The 23,982-nt window shown below is 47.1% G+C and carries 25 protein-coding genes; 15 read left to right on the top strand and 10 right to left on the bottom strand.

Annotated features, from left to right (window positions below):
* Positions 1-20: 20 nt before the first annotated feature.
* Positions 21-782, bottom strand: a complete 762-nt coding sequence (locus tag ACMXYV_RS00445; protein ID WP_415889821.1) for an AraC family transcriptional regulator — start codon at positions 780-782, stop codon at positions 21-23.
* 318 nt (positions 783-1,100) lie between these two features.
* Here ACMXYV_RS00445 and ACMXYV_RS00450 point away from each other — a divergent pair, with 318 nt between their 5' ends.
* The 10 genes from ACMXYV_RS00450 to ACMXYV_RS00495 all read left to right on the top strand — a co-directional run bounded on the left by ACMXYV_RS00450 (position 1,101) and on the right by ACMXYV_RS00495 (position 10,542).
* A complete protein-coding gene (locus tag ACMXYV_RS00450; RefSeq protein WP_415889822.1) occupies positions 1,101-2,594 on the top strand; it encodes a CoA-acylating methylmalonate-semialdehyde dehydrogenase in 1,494 nt (497 codons plus the stop codon).
* Positions 2,595-2,668: 74 nt separating this feature from the next.
* The gene (locus ACMXYV_RS00455) at positions 2,669-3,826 is read left to right on the top strand and encodes an acyl-CoA dehydrogenase family protein (protein WP_415889823.1); all 1,158 of its coding nucleotides are present in this window, start codon (positions 2,669-2,671) and stop codon (positions 3,824-3,826) included.
* Between the two features lie 27 nt (positions 3,827-3,853).
* On the top strand, positions 3,854-4,630 hold the full coding sequence (locus ACMXYV_RS00460; RefSeq protein ID WP_415889824.1) for an enoyl-CoA hydratase: 777 nt from the start codon (positions 3,854-3,856) through the stop codon (positions 4,628-4,630).
* 11 nt (positions 4,631-4,641) lie between these two features.
* Positions 4,642-5,751: an enoyl-CoA hydratase/isomerase family protein gene (locus ACMXYV_RS00465; protein ID WP_415889825.1), complete on the top strand. Its 1,110-nt coding sequence runs from the start codon at positions 4,642-4,644 to the stop codon at positions 5,749-5,751.
* Between the two features lie 105 nt (positions 5,752-5,856).
* Complete coding sequence (gene mmsB / locus ACMXYV_RS00470; protein WP_415889826.1) at positions 5,857-6,747, top strand: 3-hydroxyisobutyrate dehydrogenase; 891 nt, start codon at positions 5,857-5,859, stop codon at positions 6,745-6,747.
* Between the two features lie 90 nt (positions 6,748-6,837).
* The gene (locus tag ACMXYV_RS00475) at positions 6,838-8,727 is read left to right on the top strand and encodes an AMP-binding protein (RefSeq protein WP_415889827.1); all 1,890 of its coding nucleotides are present in this window, start codon (positions 6,838-6,840) and stop codon (positions 8,725-8,727) included.
* A 349-nt stretch (positions 8,728-9,076) separates the two neighbouring features.
* Entirely contained in the window at positions 9,077-9,268 is a 192-nt protein-coding gene (locus ACMXYV_RS00480) for a hypothetical protein (protein ID WP_415889828.1), read from the top strand.
* Between the two features lie 350 nt (positions 9,269-9,618).
* Positions 9,619-9,963, top strand: a complete 345-nt coding sequence (locus ACMXYV_RS00485; RefSeq protein WP_415889829.1) for a hypothetical protein — start codon at positions 9,619-9,621, stop codon at positions 9,961-9,963.
* 55 nt (positions 9,964-10,018) lie between these two features.
* Entirely contained in the window at positions 10,019-10,351 is a 333-nt protein-coding gene (locus ACMXYV_RS00490) for a hypothetical protein (protein ID WP_415889830.1), read from the top strand.
* Positions 10,336-10,542, top strand: a complete 207-nt coding sequence (locus ACMXYV_RS00495) for a hypothetical protein (RefSeq protein WP_415889831.1) — start codon at positions 10,336-10,338, stop codon at positions 10,540-10,542. Before ACMXYV_RS00490 ends, ACMXYV_RS00495 begins: the two co-directional genes overlap by 16 nt.
* On the opposite strand, the gene ACMXYV_RS00500 is transcribed toward ACMXYV_RS00495, so the two are convergent.
* Together ACMXYV_RS00500 and ACMXYV_RS00505 are read right to left on the bottom strand one after the other, a co-directional pair.
* Positions 10,442-10,681: a hypothetical protein gene (locus tag ACMXYV_RS00500; RefSeq protein WP_415891467.1), complete on the bottom strand. Its 240-nt coding sequence runs from the start codon at positions 10,679-10,681 to the stop codon at positions 10,442-10,444. The two genes, ACMXYV_RS00495 and ACMXYV_RS00500, sit on opposite strands and share 101 nt — an antisense overlap.
* Before the next feature lie 95 nt (positions 10,682-10,776).
* Positions 10,777-11,388: a DNA-3-methyladenine glycosylase family protein gene (locus ACMXYV_RS00505; RefSeq protein WP_415889832.1), complete on the bottom strand. Its 612-nt coding sequence runs from the start codon at positions 11,386-11,388 to the stop codon at positions 10,777-10,779.
* 298 nt (positions 11,389-11,686) lie between these two features.
* Here ACMXYV_RS00505 and ada point away from each other — a divergent pair, with 298 nt between their 5' ends.
* Positions 11,687-12,769, top strand: a complete 1,083-nt coding sequence (gene ada, locus ACMXYV_RS00510; protein ID WP_415889833.1) for a bifunctional DNA-binding transcriptional regulator/O6-methylguanine-DNA methyltransferase Ada — start codon at positions 11,687-11,689, stop codon at positions 12,767-12,769.
* 43 nt (positions 12,770-12,812) lie between these two features.
* Here the strand turns inward: ada and ACMXYV_RS00515 are convergent, their stop codons facing one another.
* From ACMXYV_RS00515 to ACMXYV_RS00525, 3 genes are all read right to left on the bottom strand, one after another.
* The gene (locus ACMXYV_RS00515) at positions 12,813-13,409 is read right to left on the bottom strand and encodes a hypothetical protein (protein ID WP_415889834.1); all 597 of its coding nucleotides are present in this window, start codon (positions 13,407-13,409) and stop codon (positions 12,813-12,815) included.
* A gap of 10 nt (positions 13,410-13,419) precedes the next feature.
* Positions 13,420-14,067: a HupE/UreJ family protein gene (locus tag ACMXYV_RS00520; RefSeq protein ID WP_415891468.1), complete on the bottom strand. Its 648-nt coding sequence runs from the start codon at positions 14,065-14,067 to the stop codon at positions 13,420-13,422.
* A 143-nt stretch (positions 14,068-14,210) separates the two neighbouring features.
* Positions 14,211-14,597, bottom strand: a complete 387-nt coding sequence (locus ACMXYV_RS00525; RefSeq protein ID WP_415889835.1) for a hypothetical protein — start codon at positions 14,595-14,597, stop codon at positions 14,211-14,213.
* A gap of 176 nt (positions 14,598-14,773) precedes the next feature.
* Here ACMXYV_RS00525 and ACMXYV_RS00530 point away from each other — a divergent pair, with 176 nt between their 5' ends.
* Positions 14,774-15,400, top strand: a complete 627-nt coding sequence (locus tag ACMXYV_RS00530; RefSeq protein WP_415889836.1) for a PepSY-associated TM helix domain-containing protein — start codon at positions 14,774-14,776, stop codon at positions 15,398-15,400.
* A 302-nt stretch (positions 15,401-15,702) separates the two neighbouring features.
* Entirely contained in the window at positions 15,703-16,464 is a 762-nt protein-coding gene (locus tag ACMXYV_RS00535; RefSeq protein ID WP_415889837.1) for an SDR family oxidoreductase, read from the top strand.
* 33 nt (positions 16,465-16,497) lie between these two features.
* Here the strand turns inward: ACMXYV_RS00535 and ACMXYV_RS00540 are convergent, their stop codons facing one another.
* From ACMXYV_RS00540 to ACMXYV_RS00555, 4 genes are all read right to left on the bottom strand, one after another.
* Positions 16,498-18,519 carry an ATP-binding protein gene (locus ACMXYV_RS00540; protein WP_415889838.1) on the bottom strand — a complete coding sequence of 674 codons (2,022 nt, stop codon included), beginning with the start codon at positions 18,517-18,519 and terminating at the stop codon, positions 16,498-16,500.
* A gap of 11 nt (positions 18,520-18,530) precedes the next feature.
* On the bottom strand, positions 18,531-19,505 hold the full coding sequence (locus ACMXYV_RS00545) for an ABC transporter substrate-binding protein (RefSeq protein WP_415889839.1): 975 nt from the start codon (positions 19,503-19,505) through the stop codon (positions 18,531-18,533).
* Between the two features lie 113 nt (positions 19,506-19,618).
* Entirely contained in the window at positions 19,619-20,080 is a 462-nt protein-coding gene (locus ACMXYV_RS00550; RefSeq protein WP_415889840.1) for a methyltransferase family protein, read from the bottom strand.
* Between the two features lie 138 nt (positions 20,081-20,218).
* Positions 20,219-21,874, bottom strand: a complete 1,656-nt coding sequence (locus ACMXYV_RS00555; RefSeq protein ID WP_415889841.1) for an electron transfer flavoprotein-ubiquinone oxidoreductase — start codon at positions 21,872-21,874, stop codon at positions 20,219-20,221.
* 338 nt (positions 21,875-22,212) lie between these two features.
* Between ACMXYV_RS00555 and ACMXYV_RS00560 the strand changes: the two genes are divergently transcribed.
* Both ACMXYV_RS00560 and ACMXYV_RS00565 read left to right on the top strand, forming a co-directional pair.
* A complete protein-coding gene (locus ACMXYV_RS00560) occupies positions 22,213-22,962 on the top strand; it encodes an electron transfer flavoprotein subunit beta/FixA family protein (protein WP_415889842.1) in 750 nt (249 codons plus the stop codon).
* Positions 22,963-22,973: 11 nt separating this feature from the next.
* A complete protein-coding gene (locus ACMXYV_RS00565) occupies positions 22,974-23,909 on the top strand; it encodes an electron transfer flavoprotein subunit alpha/FixB family protein (RefSeq protein WP_415889843.1) in 936 nt (311 codons plus the stop codon).
* Positions 23,910-23,982: the final 73 nt, after the last annotated feature.

Here is a 23,982-nt window from a genome sequence, read left to right on the forward strand (position 1 = left end):
TCTAGCGAAGCGTCCTGCCCTTATCCCCGATAAGGAAAAGCCCCTGTCCGCATTTTCCGGTACTGACTCGGCGATAACCCCATCAGCTTTTTGAAGATCCGGGAGAAGTAGTAGGCATCGTCATAACCCACCGCAAAAGAGATCTCGTTGATGCTGTTGGTGGTGGTGTCTAGCAGGTGACAGGCGCGTTCTATCTTGAGCTGGATAAAGTGGTTGATCGGGGTGGTACCAGTGATCTCTTTGTATTTTTTCACAAAGTGGAATTTCGACAGGTTAACGCTTTCGGCCAGCGTATCTAAGTCCAGTTGCTCGTGCACATGAGTCTGCATCAGGCTATGAACGCGTTCTATATCCAAGCCTGCTCTCGACAATTTTTGCCGTGCTAGCGGTTGTAGCAGGGCGATATGGCTGAGTATCTGTCGAAGTTGGTTTGCTGCGCAGATATAAGCGTTGAGGTTGTAAGTGGATTCTCGTGCTTCTAGCAGGGCTTCAAAATCGCTGGCAAGGCGCGAGTGGATACCGATGGGAATAATAAATTGCCTTTGCGGGGACTCGCGCTGCTCCAAATGTGCCACAAAATCAGCGGCTTGATGGCCATGAAAGTGAACCCAATAGATAGTCCAGGGGCGCTTTTGCCGTGCTTTGTAGGTGTGAGCTATTCCTTTAGGAATCAGCAATATATCACCGGCTTTGACTCTAACCTTCTTATCATTAAGTACCGCTTCTCCTTCGCCGTCCAAACAATAGATCATTAGATAATCGTCATGTTCCATCCTTTCCATGTGATGCCCGCTGGCTTCGCGATAGTAGCCCATCCCTAGAGGATATAAGCCCTGGCTTAGCGGATTCTGCGCTAATTCAGCTACCACGCGCCTTGGGGTGACAAAGCGAATACTCTCCGGGGGTAAGGGCCAATTTGATGGGCTGCTCATAGCTACGACCTATGTATTAGGGTAATTACTTATATGATCGCAATATAGTCCATCAATTAGACAAGATTATCAATCATGAATTGCTAAGCTGCATGATAAAACAGAGTTATTGAGTTTGAACGCGACGTAAAACAATACAACTACAACAAGAAATACAGGTATCAGAGAATGACACAGCAAGTACCTTTACTTATCAACGGCGAATTTATTCAGAGTGAATCACAGACCCTGCTTCCAGTAACTAACCCTGCTACGCAGGAAGTGATTGCACAGGTTCCTTGCGCAACGGCTGCAGAAGTTGATCAAGCAGTAGAAGCTGCCAAAGCTGCGTTTGAAGATTGGAAAGAAACACCTGTAGGCGAGCGTGCTCGCCTGATGCTGCGTTACCAGCACCTGCTAAAAGAGAACCACGATGAGCTAGCAACACTACTTGCTCAGGAAACAGGTAAAACATTTGAAGATGCGAAAGGTGATGTTTGGCGTGGTATCGAAGTTGTAGAACACGCTTGTAACATCGCTTCTCTATCTATGGGTGAAACGGTTGAGAACGTAGCGCGTAAGATCGATTGCTACAGCATCACTCAGCCACTAGGTGTATGTGTTGGTATCACACCATTCAACTTCCCAGCAATGATCCCTCTATGGATGTTCCCAATGGCGATCGCTTGCGGTAACACCTTCGTACTTAAGCCATCTGAGCAAGATCCACTAACGCCAATGCGTTTGGCTGAGCTATTCAAAGAAGCAGGCGCGCCAGACGGTCTTCTACAAGTTGTTCACGGTACAAAAGATGCGGTAAACCAACTGCTGACTCACAAAGATACGCCAGCAATCTCTTTCGTAGGTTCTGTGGCTGTAGGTGAGCACATCTACCGTACTGGTACTGACAAAATGAAACGTGTGCAGGCATTCGCTGGTGCGAAGAACCACATGGTGGTTATGCCGGATGCGTCTAAAAACCAAGTTGTTAACAGCATTGCTGGTGCCTCTGTAGGTGCGGCAGGTCAGCGCTGCATGGCGATCTCTGTTGCGGTATTTGTTGGTGAAGCACGTAAGTGGATCCCTGAAGTACGTGATGCCCTAGCGAAAGTACAGCCAGGTGCGTGGGATGATCCAAAAGCAGGTTACGGCCCACTGATTAATCCACAAGCACGCGAGCGTGTTCTTAACTTCATCCAAGAAGGTAAAGAAGCCGGTGCAGAATGTATTCTCGATGGTAGCGAATGCGTAGTTGACGGTTACCCAGACGGTAATTGGGTTGGCCCAACAATGTTCCGTGGTGTAACGCGCGACATGTCTATTTACCAAGAAGAGATCTTCGGTCCTGTTCTGATCGCACTTGAAGTAGATACGTTGGAAGAAGCGATCGAGTTGATCAACGAGAACCCATACGGTAACGGTACTTCCATGTTCACTTCTTCTGGTGCAGCAGCACGTAAGTACCAGCACGAGATCAAAGTAGGTCAGGTAGGTATCAACGTACCAGTACCAGTGCCTCTACCAATGTTCTCTTTCACTGGTTGGAGAAAATCTTTCTACGGTGACCAGCACGCTTACGGTAAGCAAGCGGTTAAGTTCTACACCGAGACTAAGACTGTGACAGCACGTTGGTTTGAAGATGATATCGATACTGGCGTAAACACAACGATCCAGTTGAAGTAATCAGTTGTTACGAACAGAACAATAACGAGAAAGAGGCACGGTTGCGTGACCTCTTTCCACCTAAGGAGAGAGCAATGGATTTCGAGCTGAATGAAGATCAGATTGCATTCGCCGATATGGCCCGTGCCTTTGCGCAAAATGAGTTTGAGCCCCATGCAGCTGAGTGGGATGAAAAACAGATTTTTCCTGTTGATGTGCTGCGTCGAGCAGGTGAGATGGGCTTTTGTGGCCTGTATTCACCGGAAGATGTCGGTGGTCTAGGCCTGAGCCGCTTAGATGCCAGCATTATCTTTGAGCAGTTGGCGATGGGTTGTACCTCGACTACTGCGTTTATCACGATTCACAACATGGCCGCGTGGATGATTGCCGATTTTGGTAATCAGGAAACCCGCGAGCACTGGTGCCCAGATCTAACCGCTGGTTTAAAACTAGCGTCTTACTGCTTAACCGAGCCAAATGCCGGTTCCGATGCCGCATCCCTTAAATCTACGGCGCGTCGTGAGGGTGATAACTACATCCTAAATGGCAGCAAGATCTTTATCTCCGGTGCCGGTAGTACCGATGTACTTGTAGTAATGGCACGTACAGGTGAAGAGGGGCCAAAAGGGATCTCTGCTTTTGCGGTGGATGCTAAGAGCGATGGCATCGTTTACGGCCGTAAAGAAGAAAAGATGGGCTGGAACAGCCAGCCGACACGAATGATTACCTTTGACGACGTGGTAGTTCCTGCATCTGCTCTACTGGGCAATGAAGGTGACGGCTTCAAAATTGCGATGAAAGGCCTTGATGGTGGTCGTATCAATATCGCGACTTGCTCGATTGGTACTGCACAAGCGGCGCTGAACAAAGCGCGCGACTATCTGCATGAGCGTAAGCAGTTTGGTAAAGAGCTAGCGCACTTCCAAGCGTTGCAGTTCAAGTTGGCGGATATGGCGACTGAGCTTGTGGCAGCTAGACAGTTAGTGCGTTTGGCAGCATCGAAACTGGATGCAGGCCATGCCGATAAAACAGCGTACTGCGCGATGGCAAAACGCTTTGCCACAGATGTCGGTTTTAATATTGCTGACGAAGCTCTGCAGATCTTTGGCGGCAACGGCTATATCAAAGAGTACCCATTGGAGCGCTACCTACGCGATAACCGCGTACACCGTATCCTTGAGGGCACTAACGAAATTATGCGCGTCATTATTGCTCGTCGAGTATTGATGGAAGATGCAGCGGATCTTGTGTGATCCGGTAGGACAGAATTGGAGAAAGCTATGACAGATAAATTGATTGTAGAAAAACACGGTCATACCGCCGTTATCACCATGAATAATCCTCCGGCCAACACTTGGACCGAAGAGAGTTTGTCGGGTTTAGTCACGATCGTTGACGAGCTAAACCAAGACAAACAGATCTACGCTTTGGTACTGCGGTCTACGAGCGAGAAGTTCTTCTCTGCTGGTGCTGACCTTAACCTGTTTGCGGACGGTGATCGTGCTATGGCACGTGAGATGGCAAGCCAGTTTGGCCGTGCCTTTGAAAGCCTATCTCAGTTCCGCGGTGTATCTATCGCAGCGATCAACGGCTTTGCCATGGGTGGCGGTTTAGAAGTCGCACTAGCTTGTGATATCCGCGTTGCCGAAGAACAAGCGCAGATGGCTCTGCCAGAAGCGACTGTTGGTCTACTGCCATGTGCCGGCGGTACCCAGAACCTAACCATGCTGGTGGGTGAAGGTTGGGCTAAGCGCATGATCCTTTGCGGCGAGCGTATCAAAGCGCCACAAGCGAAAGGCATCGGTTTAGTTGAAGAGCTGGTTCCACAAGGTCAGGCTTACGACAAAGCGATGGAGTTGGCAAAAGCGGTAGAAAAACAAAGCCCAACGGCGATCGCGGCGTGTAAGCAACTGATTCAGAACAACCGCACTCATCACTGGGATGCCGGTTACCGTCTAGAGCGCGAACTGTTTGTTGATCTATTCCACACCGAAGACCAGAAAGAGGGTGTAAACGCATTCCTAGGTAAGCGTGCACCTGAGTGGAAAAACCAATAAGGGACTGATTGATGAGCTGCGTACTGTTTAACGAATACCCAACCCAAGACGGCAAGAAGATTGTTGAGATCAGTCTGAATGCCGAGCGCTCTTTGAATGCGCTGACCTTGGAGATGATCGACCTGATCCAGCCAAAACTGGATGAGTGCAAAACAGACGATTCTGTCGTGGCGATCCTGCTGGATAGCGCCGGCGAAAAAGCGTTTTGCGCCGGTGGTGATGTCGTCAATCTTTATAAGGCGATGACCGGTGAGGGCGATGCTTCCTTCCCAGAAGATTTCTTCACCCGGGAATACACGCTGGATTACACCATCCACACTTATCCAAAACCAATCATCTGTTGGGGTGCGGGTATTGTGATGGGCGGCGGCATGGGCCTGATGAACGGCTGTAGCCACCGTATCGTGACCGAAAGCTCTCATCTGGCGATGCCGGAAGTGACGATCGGCCTTTATCCAGATGTGGGTGGTAGCTGGTTCCTGAATCACATGCCGGGTCGTACAGGTCTCTTCCTAGGTCTGACGGGTAACCCAATGTTCGCTGCCGATGCACTGTTCCTTGGCTTGGCAGATCGCTTCGTGGCGAATGAACTACGCCAGAACATGGTTGAAGGGCTGCAAGCGGAAAACTGGGATGGCTGTGCAACAGCTGCCGTTAACCGCGTGTTACGGGTCGTAGAAGAACAGTCGCAACCGCAGTTCAAATCGGAGTCCCCGATTCAACAGCATTACAACTTTATCCAGAAGATTACCGATCACGACAGTGTTGAAGAGATTGTTTCTGCATTGTTGGCGGTTGAAAGCGACGACAAGTGGATCAATCGCTCCCAGAAAGCGATCGGTCATGGCAGTCCTCTGGCGATCAACCTGATCAAACAGCAACTAGAACGCACCGATCAGATGTCCCTGAAAGAGGTGTTCTGTGCCGAGATCGTTCTGTCTGTGCAGTGCTGCAGTCATCGTGAATTCCCAGAGGGCGTGCGAGCGCTGCTTGTGGATAAAGATGGCAAGCCGCAGTGGACCTATCCAACTCTGGCAGAGGTCGATCAGGCAAAAGTAGCTGAGTTTTTTGAGTCACCTTGGAAAGGCGACGGACAGGAGAACCCACTCGCCAATTTGTAAGGCGTGGGCAATGAAGATGGGATGCAGCGTTAAGCATCCAGGTAAAACAACGATGTATAACAACTAGTTATAACAGCTATCTATAACAAGAACAGGACTAGAGAAATGGCGACTATCGGTTTTATAGGTTTAGGTAACATGGGTGGTCCAATGGCGATCAACCTTGTTAAAGCAGGTCACTCAGTAAAAGCATTCGACCTGTCTCAAGATGCAATTGCCAAAGTAGTGGCTGAAGGTGGCCAAGCAGCTGCAACAGCCGTAGATGCAGCAACCGATGCTGAGTTTGTTATCACTATGCTGCCTGCGGGTAAGCATGTAGAAGGTTTGATGGTGTCTGGTGATGCACCACTGTTTGATGTGGTTGCTGACGGTGCGTTGATTATCGACTCATCTACGATCGATGCTGAAACAGCTAAGCAGGTTGCAGCAGTAGGTGCAGAGCGTGGTATCAACTTTATCGATGCGCCGGTATCTGGCGGTGTAGGTGGTGCGGTAGCAGGCACGCTAGCATTCATGGTGGGCGCATCTGACGAGCAGTTCGCTAAAGCAAAACCTGTGCTTGAGTGCATGGGTAAAAACATCTTCCACGCTGGTGGTAATGGTGCAGGTCAGGTGGCTAAAGCGTGTAACAACATGCTACTAGCTATCCTAATGACAGGTACATCTGAAGCCCTAAACATGGGTGTGAAGAACGGCCTAGATCCAGCCGTGCTATCTGAAATTATGAAGCAGAGCTCGGGTAACAACTGGTCACTACAGGTTTACAACCCGTTCCCAGGTGTGATGGAAGGCGTACCTTCTTCTAACGATTATCAAGGCGGTTTCCAAGTCGATCTAATGTTCAAAGATTTAGGTCTAGCGATGGAGCTAAGCCAACAAAGTGCGTCCCCAACTCCAATGGGTTCGCAGGCACGTGCACTGTTCAATCTGCACAAAGCCAACGGTAACGGCGGGCTGGACTTCTCCAGCGTTCTTCGTCTGTACCAAGACCAATAAAAAACTTATCCACAGATAAGCGAAACCTGCCAGTTGATGCGTGCTGGCAGGACTTTCCAACCTAAAACAAAAATAATTGAGGTTGATTCGATGGGATACAATCATGAGTATCAGTTGGCTTTGGCGAACACCGAAGCTTACTGGGCGGATCAGGCTGACCGTATTTCTTGGTTCAAAAAGCCGACAAAGACCCTTACAAAAACAGATTTTGGTACCTACAGCTGGTACGCCGATGGTGAGTTAAACAGCGCTTATTTAGCACTGGATTACCATGTGGAAAATGGCCGTGGTGAGCAGGTTGCACTGTATTACGATTCCCCTGCTGCCGGTAAAAAAGAGGCCATTACTTACAACCAGCTTCTCGATCGTGTTGCCCGTTTTGCCGGAGCCCTAAAAGCTCAAGGCATTGAAAAAGGCGATACGGTTCTTATCTACATGCCGATGATTCCTGAAGCAGCAGTGGCTATGTTGGCCTGCGCACGCTTAGGTGCGATTCACTCGGTGGTCTTTGGTGGCTTTGCCCCTGCAGAGATGGCGATTCGTATTGATGACGCCAATCCGAAGATGATCCTTACCGCGTCTTGCGGTATCGAGTTTGATAAAACCATTGCCTATAAACCGCTGGTGGATAAAGCGATCGATCTGGCCGAGCATAAGCCTGAGCACACCATTGTGTTCCAGCGTGCGATGGTTAAAGCCGAGATGAACCGCGATGGCGATCTGGACTGGATTGAAGTTCAAGAAGGTGTTGATCCAGCGCCATGCACACCGGTTAAAGGTTCTGACCCGCTGTATATCCTTTACACCTCCGGCACTACCGGCCAGCCAAAAGGGATTGTCCGTGATAACGGCGGTCATGCGGTGGCACTGAGCTATGCCCTGAATAACGTTTACGGCATGCACCCAGGTGATGTTTGGTGGGGCGCATCCGATATCGGTTGGGTTGTAGGTCACTCCTTCATCGTTTACGGCCCACTTATGGGCGGCTGTAGCGCGATTTTCTTTGAAGGTAAGCCGATCAAAACACCAGATGCAGGTACGTTCTGGCGTGTAATCGAAGAGTACAAAGTTAATTCTATGTTCTGTGCGCCAACCGCTTTCCGTGCGATTCGGAAAGAAGATCCAGAAGGTGCACTGTCTCACAAATACGATCTAAACAGCCTTAAATGGGTGTTGGTTGCTGGTGAAAAACTGGATTCTTCAACCTACCACTGGTTGTCTGATTTGTTGAAGGTGCCAGTGATCGATCACTGGTGGCAGACCGAAACCGGTTGGCCGATGACGGCTCCAATGATGGGTTGGGACAATCCATCTGAAGCGCGCTTAGGTTCTACCAATAAGCCAATTCCAGGCTACGACATCCGTGTATTGGATGGCGATGGCAACGAAGTTGAAGATGGCGAAGCGGGTAATATCTGCGTGAAATTGCCGATGCCGCCGGGCGTTGCGTGGAGTATCTGGAACAACAACGATCGCTACGTTAGCTCTTATCTAGAAGCCTTCCCAGGTTACTACCATACCGGCGATGGAGGTTTTAAAGATGACGACGGTTATATCTACATCACCGGTCGTACCGACGATGTGATCAACGTATCCGGCCACCGTTTATCCACAGGTGAAATGGAAGAGGTTGTTTCCGCTCACCCTGCAGTAGCCGAGTGCGCTGTGATTGGTGTTAATGACGAACTTAAAGGCCAACTGCCAGTAGGTTTGATCGTACTAAAAGCCGGTGAACAGATCGAAGAAGAGCAACTACAAACGGAGCTGGTAAAAATGGTCCGTGAACAAGTAGGTGCCCTTGCTTGCTTTAGAAGCGCAATCGTCGTGCAGCGACTGCCTAAAACACGATCAGGCAAAATCCTGCGCGCGATACTGCGAAAGATTGCAGCTAAAGAGCAGTATAAAATGCCCTCAACCATCGATGACGCCTCAATTCTTCCTGAAATTGAAGCATTAATCGAAGCGCGAGGCGCCATTTAACCCCCAAGAAAAATTACCCACAGGGATAGTTTCTTCCACTAGGAGCTATCCCACCTATTTTTCAGATTCTGCTCTCTTACCGGCCATGTACTTAGCGCATGTGCCGGTTTTTTTATAAAGGCAGGACGCCGCTTTGCGGCTAGAGAAAAATCAGGACGCTTCGCTAGAGATCGGCTTCGCCTTTTAGGACGCCACTGCGTGGCTAGAGGACGGCTGCGCCTAGAGGAAAAGGCTTTGAGTAGCTAGTGACTAGATGTTAGTGGCTAGGAAAAGCATGAAGCGTTCATCGTGAATTGCTCGGGTTTTAGTCTAGTGCTAACGTTTATGAATCAATATTTAGGGGGGCACGATGGGCACTAATATTAAGCTTGATGATTCAAATGACGCATCTAAACGTTTAGCGAAACAATATGCAGCAATAAACCAAGCGTTTGATAAGTTAGAGTCAGGCGGTGCGATCTTCGTAGATGATGAAACAGCTAAATCTTGCATGGAAGCGCGCAAAGCCAAAATTCGTAACAGGGATGCTACAGCTAAGTAACTAGCAATTAGATATTGGTGCTGAGAAAAGTCTGACTATTTGTACAGTATACTTTTTATTCGGCAGATTTAGTGACCGATTTAGTCAGTTTTCTCAATGCAGATTGCTTGTTTTGCTCCCAATATTAAGTTAAAAAAATAAGTAAATCAGACAGATGGAAGTCTAGCGAGGGTAGATACACGGACCCCGTATATCAATTGATATACAGCATGCGCGGTTTGTCACGGAAGAATTTTTCATATTTCAGAGTTTTCACTTCCTTTTCAATTCCTTACATCGGTTTTCAAAAATTACGGTTAGGTTAGATATACGGACCCCCGTATATACAAATGTTATGTTTCAAAACCAGTATGCAGATAGCAAAACAAATTGAACCTGGGTTCTCCACAGCTGATGCTGAATACCCTGTAATAAGGCAAGAGGATGGGGATTTAACTCTGTGCTTTAAAGACTGGCAGGAAAACTCCGTAGAGGTTTTCTTTGGTGATGTTATTGCTTTCAAATGGCAAATGGTTGAATCATTTCTAGCAAATGAACGTGATGATTGTAGCTACGAAATTGAAGGTTCTGAATGGTTAGATCTTCACCGTAAACAAGGTGAAGTTGAGTCTGAAGAATATAAGCATTATAAATTCAATTTTAATGCTATTGGTCAGTTCGAGGTTTTAGCTCTGTGCTATATCGTAAAAACATAACAAGCAAAGGCATCCGACGCATTCTGCGCGGCTGCTTTAGGCGTTAATAGTCATTATGGCCCGAAGAAAAGAATTAACAGGCATAGCTCACGGTATAGCTCAGTCATTTAATAGTAGAAACAATGATGTAGATGGCTATTGGGGAATAGGTAAGCTTTATAAATTTGTTGAGCATAGTGCTGACAAATATGTAGTGCTGGATCTCATAAACCTACTAACTGAACCAAAAACAAATGAGTTTGATTCTTTAATTCTCTTCTATCGGAATATGCTTTTAGGGCATCTTTCAAAAAGAGATGTACGTAGAGAGTGGGTCATCTCAGTTGATGTAAGTGTTTCTTTCGACGTTGAAGCTTCGAAAAAGCATCACCAATGGCGAAGAACCTAGCGAAGCTTGGTGGTAAGTTGGCACTGATCGATTTGGATCAAGGAAATTGGGTTGCTGTGTATTCTGAATCGGGGGAGAGTCTCGTTGTTATCAATCTAGAGAGTCGTATTTCAGCAGTGCTTCGTAACGAGTATCGAAATGCTCAACAATCCATTCCTTTAGTTTTTTCACCCGTCCGAGTTGGTATCTGAGTGGAGGGATCACTAAGGATATTTGTGTTTCTTCCGACCAATCAGGTAGTACTTCCAAGAGCTTTCCATTCTCGATATCGGACTGACAGTAGATATCGACTAAGCGGGTGATGCCGAACCCTTCAAGAGCAGCCTTGATGACTCATCCGAGATTGTAGAACGTTATAATGGGGCCGTGTAGGTCCCTTTTCTACGAAATCGGTTGAGAGCGAATTAGCGTGGATAACCCCGAGATTAGATAGGCGGGCCATGGTAGTAATGCCATAGAAATAGCGAACCAACGCTTCGCCAAGGTGCCCAGTGTTCAACCATATCCCTTGCTTGTTTGGGTGTCGGTTTATCTGGGAGCCTTTTCAGGCGACCCAATGCAACCTGTATGGCGAGATCATCGGCCGGAAATATATCCGGGCGCTTTAAAGAGAACATCAGATAGATCTCTGCGCTCCAACGTCCAAAACCGCGCAGATTGGTGATGGATGCAATTGCCGCTTTATCATCCAGTGCATCTAAACCCTCGATATCAAAATGACCGGTATTCACCGCATCGGCTAGGCCTTTAGCGTATTCAATTTTGCGCCAGGATAAACCTGCGTCACGTAAAGTTTGATCATCAATATTCAATAACTCTGATGCCGTTACTTCCGGCATTAGCGCAGTGACCCGTTCCAAAATCGCTTGAGCAGCTTTGGTCGATATTTGCTGGCTTACGATGGCCGATAGGAAGGTTTCGAATCCCTTAGGGCGATGTCGTACCGGAGGCGGCCCCAATTGTGTTGCGGCGCGTTTGATATCAGGGTCGAGTAGAGCCAACGCTTGCATTCCACGAGCAATGTCTTGCTCATTCATATCGTTTACCACTTAAATAGAGATTAATCTCAGAGTTTTAGGTGCTCGTCGCTTGTGGATAAGTCTAGTGCAATGAGCACCCTGCCCGAAAATAAGTAATTTTTATACCAGCGTAGAGTAATCAGATGAGTGGTTAAAATAGAGGGAGCGAGAAACAGATACTATCCGATTTTTGCGCCGTTTAATTAAAACTGTGATTAATCCTCAATTACTTAGGTTCCTCAGCAATAAACGGATGGAAACCGCCTTAAAAGTGGGTTTTTATGGTTATATCTAAACGCTAATCAAGAGCTGAATTATGTCGATGCCATCAGAACAGGAAATGATCGAGGCCGTAGCAGCGCGAGATAAATCTCGTGATGATGATTTTTATTATGGTGTTATCACTACCGGTGTGTTCTGCCAGCCATCCTGTTCATCACGCTCCGCTAAGCCAGAGAATTTAAGATTCTTCCCTGATATAGAAGCAGCTATGCGAGCTGGATTTCGGCCTTGTAAACGCTGCCTTTCTTTAGACGAAAAGTCTGGGACATCTAGGCTCATTGAGGTGGCTCGGCATATAGAAACCCACGCCGAAGAACAGCTGACCCTGGCTAGTTTGGCTGAACTTGTCGGGCTGTCTGCCTCTAGACTGCAACGAGTGTTTAAGAGCGCCTTTGGGATTTCGCCCAAAGCTTACCAAGATGCTGTTCGAATGCGTCGGTTTAAGAGCTCCTTAAAAAAGGGTGAGAGTGTGACGGATGCTATTTTCTCGTCTGGTTTTGGATCTGTAAGCCGTGTTTATGGTGAAGCGACCCGAAATATAGGTATGGCACCTAAAGCATACAGGGCGGGAGGCGCAGGGGAGGTTATCTCATACGCTTGCCGCAACTCTGTACTTGGTCAGATGATGATGGCTGCTACCGATAAAGGAGTCTGTTTCGTACAGTTTGACGATGATGAAGCGTCATTACTTTCTAAGCTCAAAGATGAGTTCCCGAATGCCAGTTTGATCCCCTCTCAATCCCAAGAAACGTCTGCACTTGATGCATGGATGGAGGCCTTGGATCAGCATCTGAGTAACGGTGTTCCTAGACCCGACTTACCACTCGATATGCGCGGGACCGCTTTTCAAATGAAAGTATGGAAACTCCTATTGAGTGTGCGAGAGGGAGAGGTGCTCAGCTACAGCGAATTGGCTGCCAAAATAGATAAGCCCAAAGCGTTTCGGGCGGTTGCATCCGCGTGTGCAAAAAACCGAATAGGTATTCTGATCCCTTGTCACCGAGTGTTGAGAGGAGATGGTAGCCTCGGCGGATACCGCTGGGGATTGGAACGCAAAAGGGTTTTGCTAGATGCGGAAAGGGAAAGGAAAACGAGTGAGACGGTATCGAGTAAATAATCAAAAAGAGGGCCGCATATGCGGCCCTCTTTTTATTGATCTGTTATGGCATATAAAGTTCGCCATAGAAACCATGAGTATTCAGCGTAATAGTGACCGGAGCGTCACTTGTGTTCTGCCAATACCAGCCATGGGTTCCTTTGAATGGTGCGGTGAAATTACCACTCGCTTGCTGTTGGTTTTTGCCAATCCAATAGCTCGTAAATTCATCTTTACCTGCATTTGGTACTTCCCCGTGCATATCAAAGTAAACCGATCCGCCTTCTGCTGTCCAAGTAAACACAAAGTTATCACCGGTGTTCATCGGGGATTTTATTTCGGCACCCTGTCGAGGCATCAACGTTACTTTCATCGTATCACTACGAGGTTTTGTATCGCCTTTCCAGAGCGGATTTACAATGCTTACAGCATTGTTAGCCTGTGATGCTTCCTCGGGCACTTCTGGCTCGGTTGCATGCGCTTGGCTAAGCACATTCAAGCCCAAAACCTTGCCCATACCTGTCGGGTCTACACCATATTCAGCAGGAAGGATTGTGGTGACTAAAATGACGGTGCCCGCTAAAAACGCTGCAATAGTCGCTTTGATAAGGCTCTTTGTTGACGGTAAACCGTCTTTATTGATGTTTGAAATATCGTTCATGATGAAATTCCTATGCAGTAACCCAATAGCCCGTTAATTGAAAACCAATGAGCATAAAGCCCAGTGTCATAAGGACTGCATTGGTAATGAATGCGTGTTGATTAAACGAAGGTGATTTTCGCCAGAAGTTCATGGCAATCAGAATACCGGCCAAAGCCAACATTTGGCCGATTTCCACACCGACATTGAAAGCTAAGATGTTTGTCACTAGGCCATCTTCCGACAGCGTGAAGTCTTGCAGTTTTGTTGCCAGACCAAAGCCGTGGAAGAAGCCGAAAATAAGAACGGCAGCCTTAGTGTTTGGCTGAAAACCGAACCATCTTCGAAATGCGCCAAGGTTATCAAGTGCCTTATACACAACGGACAAACCGATAATCGCATCAACGATATAGGGGTTTACGTGGGTTTCGCTGAGCACCCCGTAAAGCAGGGTTACACTGTGCCCGACAGCGAATAATGTTACGTAGATGGCAACATCTTTCATTCTGAATAGAAAGAAGATGACGCCAAATAGGAACAGTAAGTGATCGTAGCCCGTGACCATGTGTTTGGCACCCAAATAAATAAAGGGTAACAACTGCGTGCCACTGGCACTTTCGATAAACACAGCATCACCTTCGGCGACACCATGAGCAAAAGCTTGTGTAGATAGCCCCATACTAACAAGCACCACTAGAACCGTAGCCACAGAGATAAGGCTACCTTTCCAGAAGGAATGTAGGGCAGATGAAAAGCCTGGACTCATACCAGTACTCCATTCAAAGTTAATACAGATTTTAGTGCGTTATGCGCGATCGATATCTAACCTAAATTGCGCCGTGGAGGGCGATACAGGTCTCTTTGATAGGGAGGTAAGGTATTGAAAGTAAGCGTTGGGTAAGTACTTCGAGCATCAACCTGAGGGCGTTCAGGGTATGCGATGATAAATACTTGGTGGTCGAGCGCCATGACCGTATGGATAAAGGGGTGATCGTCTTCGGAAATACCGGAAGATTCATCGTGCATATGGTCGAGTGCTGGTGGATGGTAGTGCCCATGCTCTAAAGCAACTTGCCAAGGGTCAGCCTCAGGAGCGGTATCGTGCTGAGATATTTGAACGGCCCAGCTCGCGCGGCACAACGTTGCCACTAGCAGTAAAGTGATTACTGCTATGCGTGTTACGTTAGATGTCAGGCCTTGGCGTATCATTGACGGTTCAAACACTAGTGAAATTGAATTATCTCGATTCTATCGAAGTTGCTTAAGTAAATAAATTATCCACTTGGATTAGCTTAGGGTGCTTCTGTTACTAGGTTATCTTGATAGAAACAACGATCTGGCTCCATTACTATATGCGCTTTAGCAATATTAGAGGCCAGAGTTGAGTGACTAAGAAAGGTTGGGCTCGGTTTGACAAGATAATGCGGTGGATTCATCTGTATATCGCATTATTTTTGGCGCCTTGGTTGTTAATGTACGCGACCAGTGCGTTTTTTCTAAACCATAATGATTGGTTCCGAGACCTATTCCATGTCATTCCTCCAGGCTGGGCGATCGTTCAGGAACAGGATTTCAAACCCTCTGAGATCTCTTCCAGCACTCCGCAGCTCACGACACAAAACCTGCTGACTAGGCTCGATCTAAAAGGCGATTACCAACTACTAGCAGAGTCCAATCACCGTCAATTGGTCATCCTGCGTTTTTCTGGTGCCGGTAACTACCGTATTACCTGGCAGAGTGCGCAGGGTAAGGCTGTGGTTGAGCGGTATGTGCCATCATCAATGTACGGTTTTTTACACCATCTTCATTTTAAATCTGGATTTGAAAGGAAGCAGCTTGCTTCGGATATATGGGCGATAATTGTCGATTTTGTCGCTATTTCCATATGGATGTGGGTTATTTCGGGCCTGTATTTATGGATTCGAAGACGAAAGAAGCAGCGTGTCGATATCTTGATTTTTGGTTCTGGTATCTCTGCCTTCATAGTATTGGCTGTTCTGCTGTATCAGTAGCGGGTAATGTTTTATCAAAGTTAAGAAGTGCATCACCGATAAGTATCTACAGTGCTTTAATTTTTCATTACAGCGCCAAAGTCACGTTCTAGCAAGCAACATGATTAGCTACTAACCGCTTTTTCCAGTTCTGCCTCGTTCTTATCCGCTTCTTTTTAGAATTACATTTTGTTAGGGTTTTCCCTTATAAAATTCTCGTAATATCTCCCGAAACAGGCTATAAATGAGGTTATAAAAACAACAGAAGTAGATGGTATTACCTATATTTAATCAGGTGGGGCCATATTTTTGGAGATTCGGGTATGCAGGTTAAAAACAGTGTTTTTGTTATCACCGGTGGTGGTCGTGGGTTAGGACGCGCAATGGCGGAGAGCCTAGCAAAGCAGGGTGGTAAGTTGGCACTGATCGATTTGGATCAAGGTACATTAGATGAAGCAGCAGCTGCCTGCTCTGAATTGGGCGGAGAGTCGCGCGGTTATGTGTGCAATATCACCGATGAGTCTGCGGTTGAGCAAACCTTTAAGCAGATCGTTACTGACTTTGGCGAGATTAATGGTTTGGTAAATAACGCCGGTCTAATGCGTGACGGCATGCTGATCAAGGTAAAAGATGGTGAGCTGCAAGCGAAGATGAGCCTCGAGCAGTTCCAGTCGGTGGTTGAGGTTAATATGACCGGTACCTTTCTCTGTGGTCGAGAGGCAGCGGCTGCGATGGCAACTCAAGGGACAGGTGGCGTTATTGTAAATATCTCCTCGGTTTCACGTGCCGGTAATATGGGCCAGACTAACTATTCCGCAACTAAAGCAGCTGTCGCAACCATGGTAACGAGTTGGGCGGGTGAACTAGCGCGTCATAAGATTCGTGTTGGCGGTATCGCACCGGGTGTGATTGCCACAGAGATGACGGCTCAAATGAAGCCCGAAGCGATCGAACGTATGGTCGCAGCTGTACCTGTACGCCGCTTAGGTGAAGTGGAAGAGATGGCGCATACGCTTCAATACATTATTGAGAACGAATTCTTTACCGGTCGTATCGTTGAGATGGACGGCGGTCTACGTATCTAATCCGTAGGAGTGATGAGGCTTAAATCAGTGTCATCACTCGTCTTCAATCAGCTCACTTTCGCAGGCGTTTTTAAAACTCAAGGTAAAGCTAAAGCTACTACCTTCATCTGGCGTACTGTCGATCTCTAGCTCTCCACCCATCATCTCGATTAATTGCTTGCTGATAGATAGGTTCAGTCCGTGCCCGGCCTGTGTACTAAAAGCAGGTGCACTATCGTTGCCGGCGATCTTAAACAGGCTTTTGATCTTGGCTGTATCCATTCCCATACCAGTATCACGAATAGCAAATTCAAATTGCGACAGTGCGTTGCTACTGGCCTGCTGCGAAACACTCAAGATTACCGAGCCTCGGGTGGTAAATTTAAGCGCATTATCGAGGAAAATATTCAGGATCTGTAACAAACGCTTGGAATCACCAAATAGGGATGTGTTGATCACTTTTGTTTTTAGTTTGAGTTGTAGGCCTTTACCTTGGGCAGCGGGTTTGTTTTGGTCGATCGCCTCGTTGACCAGTGATTCAAGGTTAAATCGAATCGGGTTCAGATGTGCTTTACCGGATTCTATTTCGGAGTAATCAACAAGGTTTTCGATCACTTTGAGTAGGTTTTCAGCCGAGTGATGAATCACGCTAAGCACAGCCACAGGGTCTTGGATCTGGCTGTTTTGAGCGTTCTGTTCGGTCAGAGTAATGATCGCATTTAAGGGTGTGTGGATCTCATGACTGATGTTCGACAGGAATTGCGATTTAGACTGACTGATCTGCGCCAGCTCTTGCGCCTTGATCGCAATTTCATGATTGGATCTCTGCAGGTCTGCTGTCCTTTCTCTAACAGCCGCCTCCAGGTTGGAGCGGATGCTGATATCTTCTAGCGAAATAATCAGAGAAGGAATCAGCGTACTGATAAATTGTTGCTCTTCGATACTGATACTGACCGGTGCTTTTGACAGTATCTCGATAGAGCCCACAAGTTCTTTACCGTGGCGCAGTGGAATATTGATCAGATTACCTTGCAGTTTTTCCTCGGAATGTGAGGTCTTGCAGTGTATCTGAGCATCTCGAATCAATATCTCAATTTTTCCATCCTGACGATAAGATTCTTCAATTATTGGCGTGTCTGATGCGTCTAAGTTAGGAATATGGTTGGTGCTGTGATGGTAGTAAGAGATATATAGCGCCGATGAAGACAAACAGGGAATCGCTTCAGAGATTACATTGGATACTGCGGCGAAAGAGTCTTGTTTCTCTTTGCTCTCTTTCATTTCCGTTACGCCGCGGAGCAGTAAAAGTGCCAGCTTGTGAGATCTATCGAGGTTCTGGTTCAGCTCGTTCAGTTGGTCAGATGACTCGGCTAAACGAGTGGTCATAGCGTTGATACTTTGTTCGAGCACTTTCAACTCATCATGACGTTTTCTCGGAATAGTGATGTCGGATTTGCTGAGCTTATCAAAAGTTAAATTCTGCAAGGCACTACTAAGATGCTCAATCGGGCGTATCAACGTAGGACGCACGATATAGAGGAAGATAGCCCACAACGCGGTTGTTTTGATGATGGCGTTAATAATGATTAACGCAAAGCCCGCTTGTACCTTGGTAAGTACGATGTCGGAGCTGGAGTAAAACACAGCCCGACCTACTGCTGCCTCTTCATTCTCCTTGGTGTAAACAATGGAGAACTCATGTTCCAATAATTGAGTGGGTAAAATTCCGTCAGACTGTTCAGCCAAATTGTCGGGGGTTAAACCTTCCGTAGAGATAAGCGAGTCGCCTAGGTCATAAATCTGTAAGCCAACGATCGAAGGGAGTTTCACTATACCCGGTGTAATCGTTTTGGTGCGTTCTAGATCTAAATCCCACAGGGAATCGGCCAGAGGTTCTTCAAACGAACTTTGGTATAGCTGCAGATCCTGCATCACCGAAGACTTCACGTTGAAGTATTCGGTTGCCATGTGAGCCAACGTCACTATGGCGGCGATAATGATGTAGATCGAAAAAACCAGCTTGATCAGATTGAAGCCGATTGAATCCTTGATTGGTATGGCGTTATCACCCTTCATCATTGATCCTTTTATTGTTCAATCTGACAGTGAGGAGGAATCCATTCGGACCAGACCGTCTGGTTGTCGGCCATCCATTTATCAGCAGCTGCTTCGTAACTCAGGCCATCAACATCAACCATAGAGGCTAACTCGGCAATCATAGCGTTGCTGAAGTTGATGTTTTGTAAGGTTTCATAAGCGCAAGGCCAAGTGTCGGGCATACCTTTCCAAGCGACTTTTTTGAGCCAACCTTTTTTCGGGTTGCCGCAATCGTGCAGGAAGCGCGGGTTGGTCCCCCAACCGGGTTTAGTCTCGCAGTCGGGATGATAGTCTGGAAATTCAATAAAGCGGCCAGGATATTTCGCTTCCACCCAGTTAGGTGTCCAGTTAAATAAAACGATAGGACGTTGTTCGATAACAGCGCGTTTTAGCTCGACCCAAAGGTCATCGCCTTGCTCAACGGTGATCGCTTTAAAATCTATGCCGAGTGCGCGGATACGGGCAGCATCAGGTTTTTCCCATGGACCACCGAGATACATCCCTTGCGGAGCTGTGCGCGGATCAACAAAAAGGTCGGAGCATTTTTTTAGCGCCTGCCAATCCGGTAAGCCCGGACATAACTCTTCGACATACAGCGGATACCACCACTCTTCGCGGGTAATGGCATCGTGGGTACCGGCATCCACTATAGCTCCTGCATCGATCATACGCTGGAACATCTTGGACATAGTGCCTTCCCAGACTTCGACCTGTATGTGGCTCAAGCCTAGTTTGAGCGAACCCCACTGCGCATTACTGGTTTTGTTTACGTAACCGACGTTATAGCCCATAGATTGCAGTACCTGACCTGTTACTCGAGCCAGCACTAACTGGCTGGTCCAGTCGTTCAGCAACACTTGAATAGGTTTGTCTGATTCCGGCACAGTTGGCTGGTTAGCTGATGTCAGGGGCGCAAAGATAAGTATCAGAAGCGCTGCAATCCATTTATGGCAATGCACGGTCATAAAATCCTTCTATGGCTTTTTGTACGAAATTTAAACAGTAGTGGTCTTAAGGTAGGCTGAACCTAGCGGGCTAACCTCTTGTAAATGTAGCAGTATTTCCAGAAGGTGCCAGCTTACAGCCAGCGCCGAACCTGCTGAATGTAAGTCTTATAACTGTCGCCAAATAGTGCGGTGAGCGCTTGTTCCTCGGGTTGGATCTGAAACTTGTTCATATACAAAATAAAGCCAACAGAACAGAGCAATGAGACGGGGTGTGCAAGGTAGGCTGCCCAGCTTAGAAGCAGACACATCAAACCTACATACATCGGGTTACGTGTGTATTGGAATATGCCTGTAGTGACTAATGCAGAGCTGGCTTCTGGTGTGGTTGGATTGATGGTTGTTTGAGCCTGACGAAATGAAATAACACCGGCTAAACCAAACACTAAACCGATCAGGATAATGGCTACTGTAATGGGAATACGAAGTTCAGTTTGTATCGATAGGAAAGGCAGTAACTTGGCGCAAAGCCACATCAAACCTGCAAAGATTAATACCAGTGCGGGAGGTGGAATTTTCAGCTCTAGCTTAAGCATGTGGCTTCTCAGGTTGTGAAATCCTAGGTTTAGTATCACCTAATATAAACAATCTGGGAATTATCTTGAGCTAAAAAAATCCGGGGCTTCGATGGATGAAGCCCCAGATTTCCACAACTTTATGAGAAGGTCGAGAGGTTACATGTTTGGATAGTTTGGTCCACCCATACCCTCTGGCGTAACCCATCTGATATTTTGTGACGGATCTTTAATATCGCAGGTCTTACAGTGTAAGCAGTTTTGCGAGTTGATCTGGAAGCGTTGACCACCATTTTCTTCATCATCCACCACTTCATATACCCCTGCAGGGCAGTAACGTTGTGCTGGTTCTGCAAAGGTTAACAAGTTTGTCCCTAGTGGGATGCTGCTATCCATTAATTGCAGATGGCAGGGTTGGTCTTCCTCGTGGTTGGTATTGGAAAGGAAAACCGAGGAGAGCTTGTCGAAGCTCAGTTTGCCATCAGGCTTAGGGTATTCGATCGGCGTAAAGTTACTTGCTGGTTGTAACTGCGCGTGGTCTTCGTGGTCATCATGCAGGGTAATAGGCAGCTTACCAGCGAAGATGTTCTGATCTACATAGTTAAATGCACCACCCATAATGGCACCAAATTTATGCATCGCAGGGCCAAAGTTACGGGAGCGGAACAGCTCATCGTATAGCCAAGACTGCTCGAATAGATCCTGATAACGCTCAAGGTCAGTGCCGCCAGAACAACCGGATGCAACCGCTTCAAAGATCGCTTCAGCACCCAGCATGCCGGATTTCATCGCCGTGTGTGTGCCTTTGATCTTACTGAAGTTAAGCGTGCCGGCATTACAACCAACCAATAAACCACCTGGGAAGTTCATCTTTGGCAGAGAGTTAAAACCCCCTTTGGTGATCGCACGAGCACCATAAGATACACGCGTACCGCCGTCTAAATGTTTCTTCAATACTGGGTGATGTTTCAGACGCTGGAACTCATCAAACGGACTGATATGTGGATTGGCGTAGTTTAGGTCTACGATTAAGCCGGCAACCACTTGGTTATTATCGGTGTGATAAAGGAAGAAACCGCCGCTGGTTTCTTTATCTAGAGGCCAGCCAGAACCATGAACGACCAAGCCCGGTTGGTGCTGTTCGGCTGGGATATCCCACAGCTCTTTGATACCAATGCCGTAGTGTTGCGCATCTGCTTCTTGGTTTAGATCAAACTTGTTGATCAGTTCTTTGCCCAAGTGCCCACGGCAACCTTCGGAAAAGACAGTGTATTTAGCGTGTAGCTCCATACCCGGCATATAACTGTCTTTTTGTTCGCCTGTTTCAGTTAGGCCCATATCGCCTGTGGCAATACCGCGTACGCTGCCATCGGCATTATAAAGAATCTCTGAAGCTGCGAAGCCCGGGAAAATCTCTACGCCTAGTTCTTCAGCGCGTTCGGCTAGCCAACGGCAGACATTACCTAGGCTAACAATGTAGTTGCCTTGGTTGTGCATCGTTTTTGGCACTAAGGCATTAGGGATTTTGCTACCGTTATCGCCATCTTTAAGCAGGTAAACCTCATCTTCCGTAACTGCCGTTGTTAGCGGAGCGTCTAGTTCTTTCCAATTAGGGAACAGCTCATCTAGGGCACGGGTTTCCATAATGGCACCGGACAGAATATGGGCGCCTACTTCAGAGCCTTTTTCGACCACGCATACGGTTAGCTCCTGCTCTTTATCCTGTGCTAATTGCATCAATCTGCAAGCAGTTGATAAGCCTGCAGGGCCTGCACCTACGATGACTACATCAAATTCCATCGACTCTCTTGTCATGTCGATTTCCCCTCTTAGTTGGTTGAGGAATCTGCGTTATTCTGCCGCTCTCTAGTGATTCCACTTAGTTATGTGAGACTGCTCTATATAAGAGAACTCAATTGTTAGGGTTATTATATAGGGGTTTTCCCTGATAAATAAATAGACTAAATGTTAATTAACTGCTGATTATAATAAATTTAAAGGGTGTTTGCTTATTAATTTGAATGCAGTAAAATTGGGGTAAATACTTATTGTGATTGTGGCGGGGTTGTACTTCGTTCAAATTGCACATATAGGGATAAGCAAAACAGAGTGTGTGAAGTGCTCTTAAAACTAAAACTAAAAGGTCTTTGCTGATGAAGGTACTTGTAACCGTTAAACGTGTTATCGACTACAACGTCAAAGTACGTGTTAAGTCGGACAATACAGATGTTGATTTGGCCAACGTGAAAATGGCTTTGAATCCATTTTGTGAAATTGCTGTCGAAGAAGCAGTGCGCTTAAAAGAAGCGGGTACAGCTTCAGAAATTATTGTGGTGTCTATTGGCCCGAAAGCGTGTCAGGAGCAGATCCGCACGGCGCTAGCGCTAGGTGCAGACCGTGGTATTCAGATCGAAACTGAAGATATGCCTGAGTCACTAAATGTGGCGAAGTTGCTGGCGAAAGTGATCGATGAAGAGCAGCCTGGCCTTGTGATTATGGGTAAACAGGCGATCGATTCTGATAATAACCAGACGGGTCAGATGTTGGCTGCGCTAACTGATATGCCGCAAGGTACCTTCGCTTCTGAAGTTAAGATTGATAGTGACAAGGTTAACGTGACCCGCGAAGTTGATGGCGGTTTGCAGACGGTTGCACTGAACATGCCTGCAATTGTGACCACCGATCTACGCTTGAATGAACCTCGCTATGCGTCCCTGCCAAATATCATGAAGGCCAAACGTAAGCCTTTAGATGTTAAAACGCCGGCAGACCTAGGTGTTGAGCTGAAAGCACATACCAAGTTGTTAAAAGTGACGCCGCCTGCTGAACGTCAGGCAGGTATCAAAGTCTCCAGTGTTGATGAGCTGGTGGAAAAACTTAAAAATGAAGCGAAAGTACTTTAAGGGGCGACGACATGGCGATTTTAATTATTGCAGAACATGACAATAGCTCTCTAAAGGGAGCGACGTTAAATGCAGTGACGGCTGCATCTCAGATGGGCAGTGATCTGCATCTACTAGTTGCTGGTGCAAACTGTAGTGCTGTAGCAGAGGCTGCTGCACAAGTAGCAGGTATTGAGAAAGTTTTGTTGGCAGACAATGCCGCATACGAACATCAACTTGCTGAGAATATGGGTAAGTTGGTGGCTGAAATCGGTAAGGATTACAGCCATGTCGTTGCGCCCGCGACGACTACAGGTAAAAACTTTATGCCGCGTGTAGCTGCGCTTTTAGATGTTGCGCAGATCTCTGATATTACCGCGGTTGAGTCTGATAATACCTTCCAGCGCCCAATCTATGCCGGCAATGCGATCGCAACGGTTGAATCTTGCGACTCAGTAAAAGTTATCACTGTTCGTGGTACTGCATTTGATGCTGCGGCATCTGAGGGGGGAAGTGCTTCTGTGGAAAGTATTTCAGCAGTACACGACGGTGGTATCTCCAGTTTTGTTGGCGAAGAGATGGCGCAATCTGACCGTCCAGAACTTACCGCTGCAGAGGTCATCATCTCTGGTGGTCGTGGTATGGGTAACGGTGAAAACTTTGCCATGCTGGAAAAAGTTGCAGATAAGCTGGGTGCAGCAGTCGGTGCATCCCGTGCAGCAGTAGATGCTGGCTTTGTACCGAACGATATGCAGGTGGGTCAAACCGGTAAGATCGTTGCGCCAGAGCTGTATATTGCTGTGGGCATCTCCGGTGCGATCCAGCACTTGGCGGGTATGAAAGATTCAAAAATTATTGTCGCAATCAACAAAGATGAAGAAGCGCCAATCTTCTCGGTTGCCGATTATGGCTTAGTGGCAGACCTATTTGATGCCGTTCCTGAGCTAGAGCAAAAGTTGTCTAGTTAGAATAAATAGTCTTCTACGTGTGAATTACCTCTTTTTCACTCTACGTTTGCCGGTACCTTAGGTACCGGCTTTT

This window comes from Neptuniibacter sp. SY11_33 (assembly GCF_047778025.1).
Taxonomy (GTDB): domain Bacteria; phylum Pseudomonadota; class Gammaproteobacteria; order Pseudomonadales; family Balneatricaceae; genus Neptuniibacter.

Bases quoted from the DNA above. Each gene is read 5' to 3' on its own strand.
- ACMXYV_RS00485 (WP_415889829.1), top strand. From the start codon at position 9,619: ATGCAGATAGCAAAACAAATTGAACCTGGGTTCTCCACAGCTGATGCT.
- ACMXYV_RS00480 (WP_415889828.1), top strand. From the start codon at position 9,077: ATGGGCACTAATATTAAGCTTGATGATTCAAATGACGCATCTAAACGT.
- ACMXYV_RS00525 (WP_415889835.1), bottom strand. From the start codon at position 14,597: ATGATACGCCAAGGCCTGACATCTAACGTAACACGCATAGCAGTAATC.
- ACMXYV_RS00490 (WP_415889830.1), top strand. From the start codon at position 10,019: ATGGCCCGAAGAAAAGAATTAACAGGCATAGCTCACGGTATAGCTCAG.
- ACMXYV_RS00475 (WP_415889827.1), top strand. From the start codon at position 6,838: ATGGGATACAATCATGAGTATCAGTTGGCTTTGGCGAACACCGAAGCT.
- ACMXYV_RS00560 (WP_415889842.1), top strand. From the start codon at position 22,213: ATGAAGGTACTTGTAACCGTTAAACGTGTTATCGACTACAACGTCAAA.
- ACMXYV_RS00465 (WP_415889825.1), top strand. From the start codon at position 4,642: ATGAGCTGCGTACTGTTTAACGAATACCCAACCCAAGACGGCAAGAAG.
- ACMXYV_RS00540 (WP_415889838.1), bottom strand. From the start codon at position 18,519: ATGAAGGGTGATAACGCCATACCAATCAAGGATTCAATCGGCTTCAAT.
- ACMXYV_RS00505 (WP_415889832.1), bottom strand. From the start codon at position 11,388: ATGAATGAGCAAGACATTGCTCGTGGAATGCAAGCGTTGGCTCTACTC.
- mmsB (WP_415889826.1), top strand. From the start codon at position 5,857: ATGGCGACTATCGGTTTTATAGGTTTAGGTAACATGGGTGGTCCAATG.
- ACMXYV_RS00450 (WP_415889822.1), top strand. From the start codon at position 1,101: ATGACACAGCAAGTACCTTTACTTATCAACGGCGAATTTATTCAGAGT.
- ACMXYV_RS00515 (WP_415889834.1), bottom strand. From the start codon at position 13,409: ATGAACGATATTTCAAACATCAATAAAGACGGTTTACCGTCAACAAAG.
- ACMXYV_RS00565 (WP_415889843.1), top strand. From the start codon at position 22,974: ATGGCGATTTTAATTATTGCAGAACATGACAATAGCTCTCTAAAGGGA.
- ACMXYV_RS00550 (WP_415889840.1), bottom strand. From the start codon at position 20,080: ATGCTTAAGCTAGAGCTGAAAATTCCACCTCCCGCACTGGTATTAATC.
- ACMXYV_RS00555 (WP_415889841.1), bottom strand. From the start codon at position 21,874: ATGACAAGAGAGTCGATGGAATTTGATGTAGTCATCGTAGGTGCAGGC.
- ACMXYV_RS00445 (WP_415889821.1), bottom strand. From the start codon at position 782: ATGGAAAGGATGGAACATGACGATTATCTAATGATCTATTGTTTGGAC.
- ACMXYV_RS00535 (WP_415889837.1), top strand. From the start codon at position 15,703: ATGCAGGTTAAAAACAGTGTTTTTGTTATCACCGGTGGTGGTCGTGGG.
- ACMXYV_RS00520 (WP_415891468.1), bottom strand. From the start codon at position 14,067: ATGGGGCTATCTACACAAGCTTTTGCTCATGGTGTCGCCGAAGGTGAT.
- ada (WP_415889833.1), top strand. From the start codon at position 11,687: ATGTCGATGCCATCAGAACAGGAAATGATCGAGGCCGTAGCAGCGCGA.
- ACMXYV_RS00495 (WP_415889831.1), top strand. From the start codon at position 10,336: ATGGCGAAGAACCTAGCGAAGCTTGGTGGTAAGTTGGCACTGATCGAT.
- ACMXYV_RS00455 (WP_415889823.1), top strand. From the start codon at position 2,669: ATGGATTTCGAGCTGAATGAAGATCAGATTGCATTCGCCGATATGGCC.
- ACMXYV_RS00545 (WP_415889839.1), bottom strand. From the start codon at position 19,505: ATGACCGTGCATTGCCATAAATGGATTGCAGCGCTTCTGATACTTATC.
- ACMXYV_RS00460 (WP_415889824.1), top strand. From the start codon at position 3,854: ATGACAGATAAATTGATTGTAGAAAAACACGGTCATACCGCCGTTATC.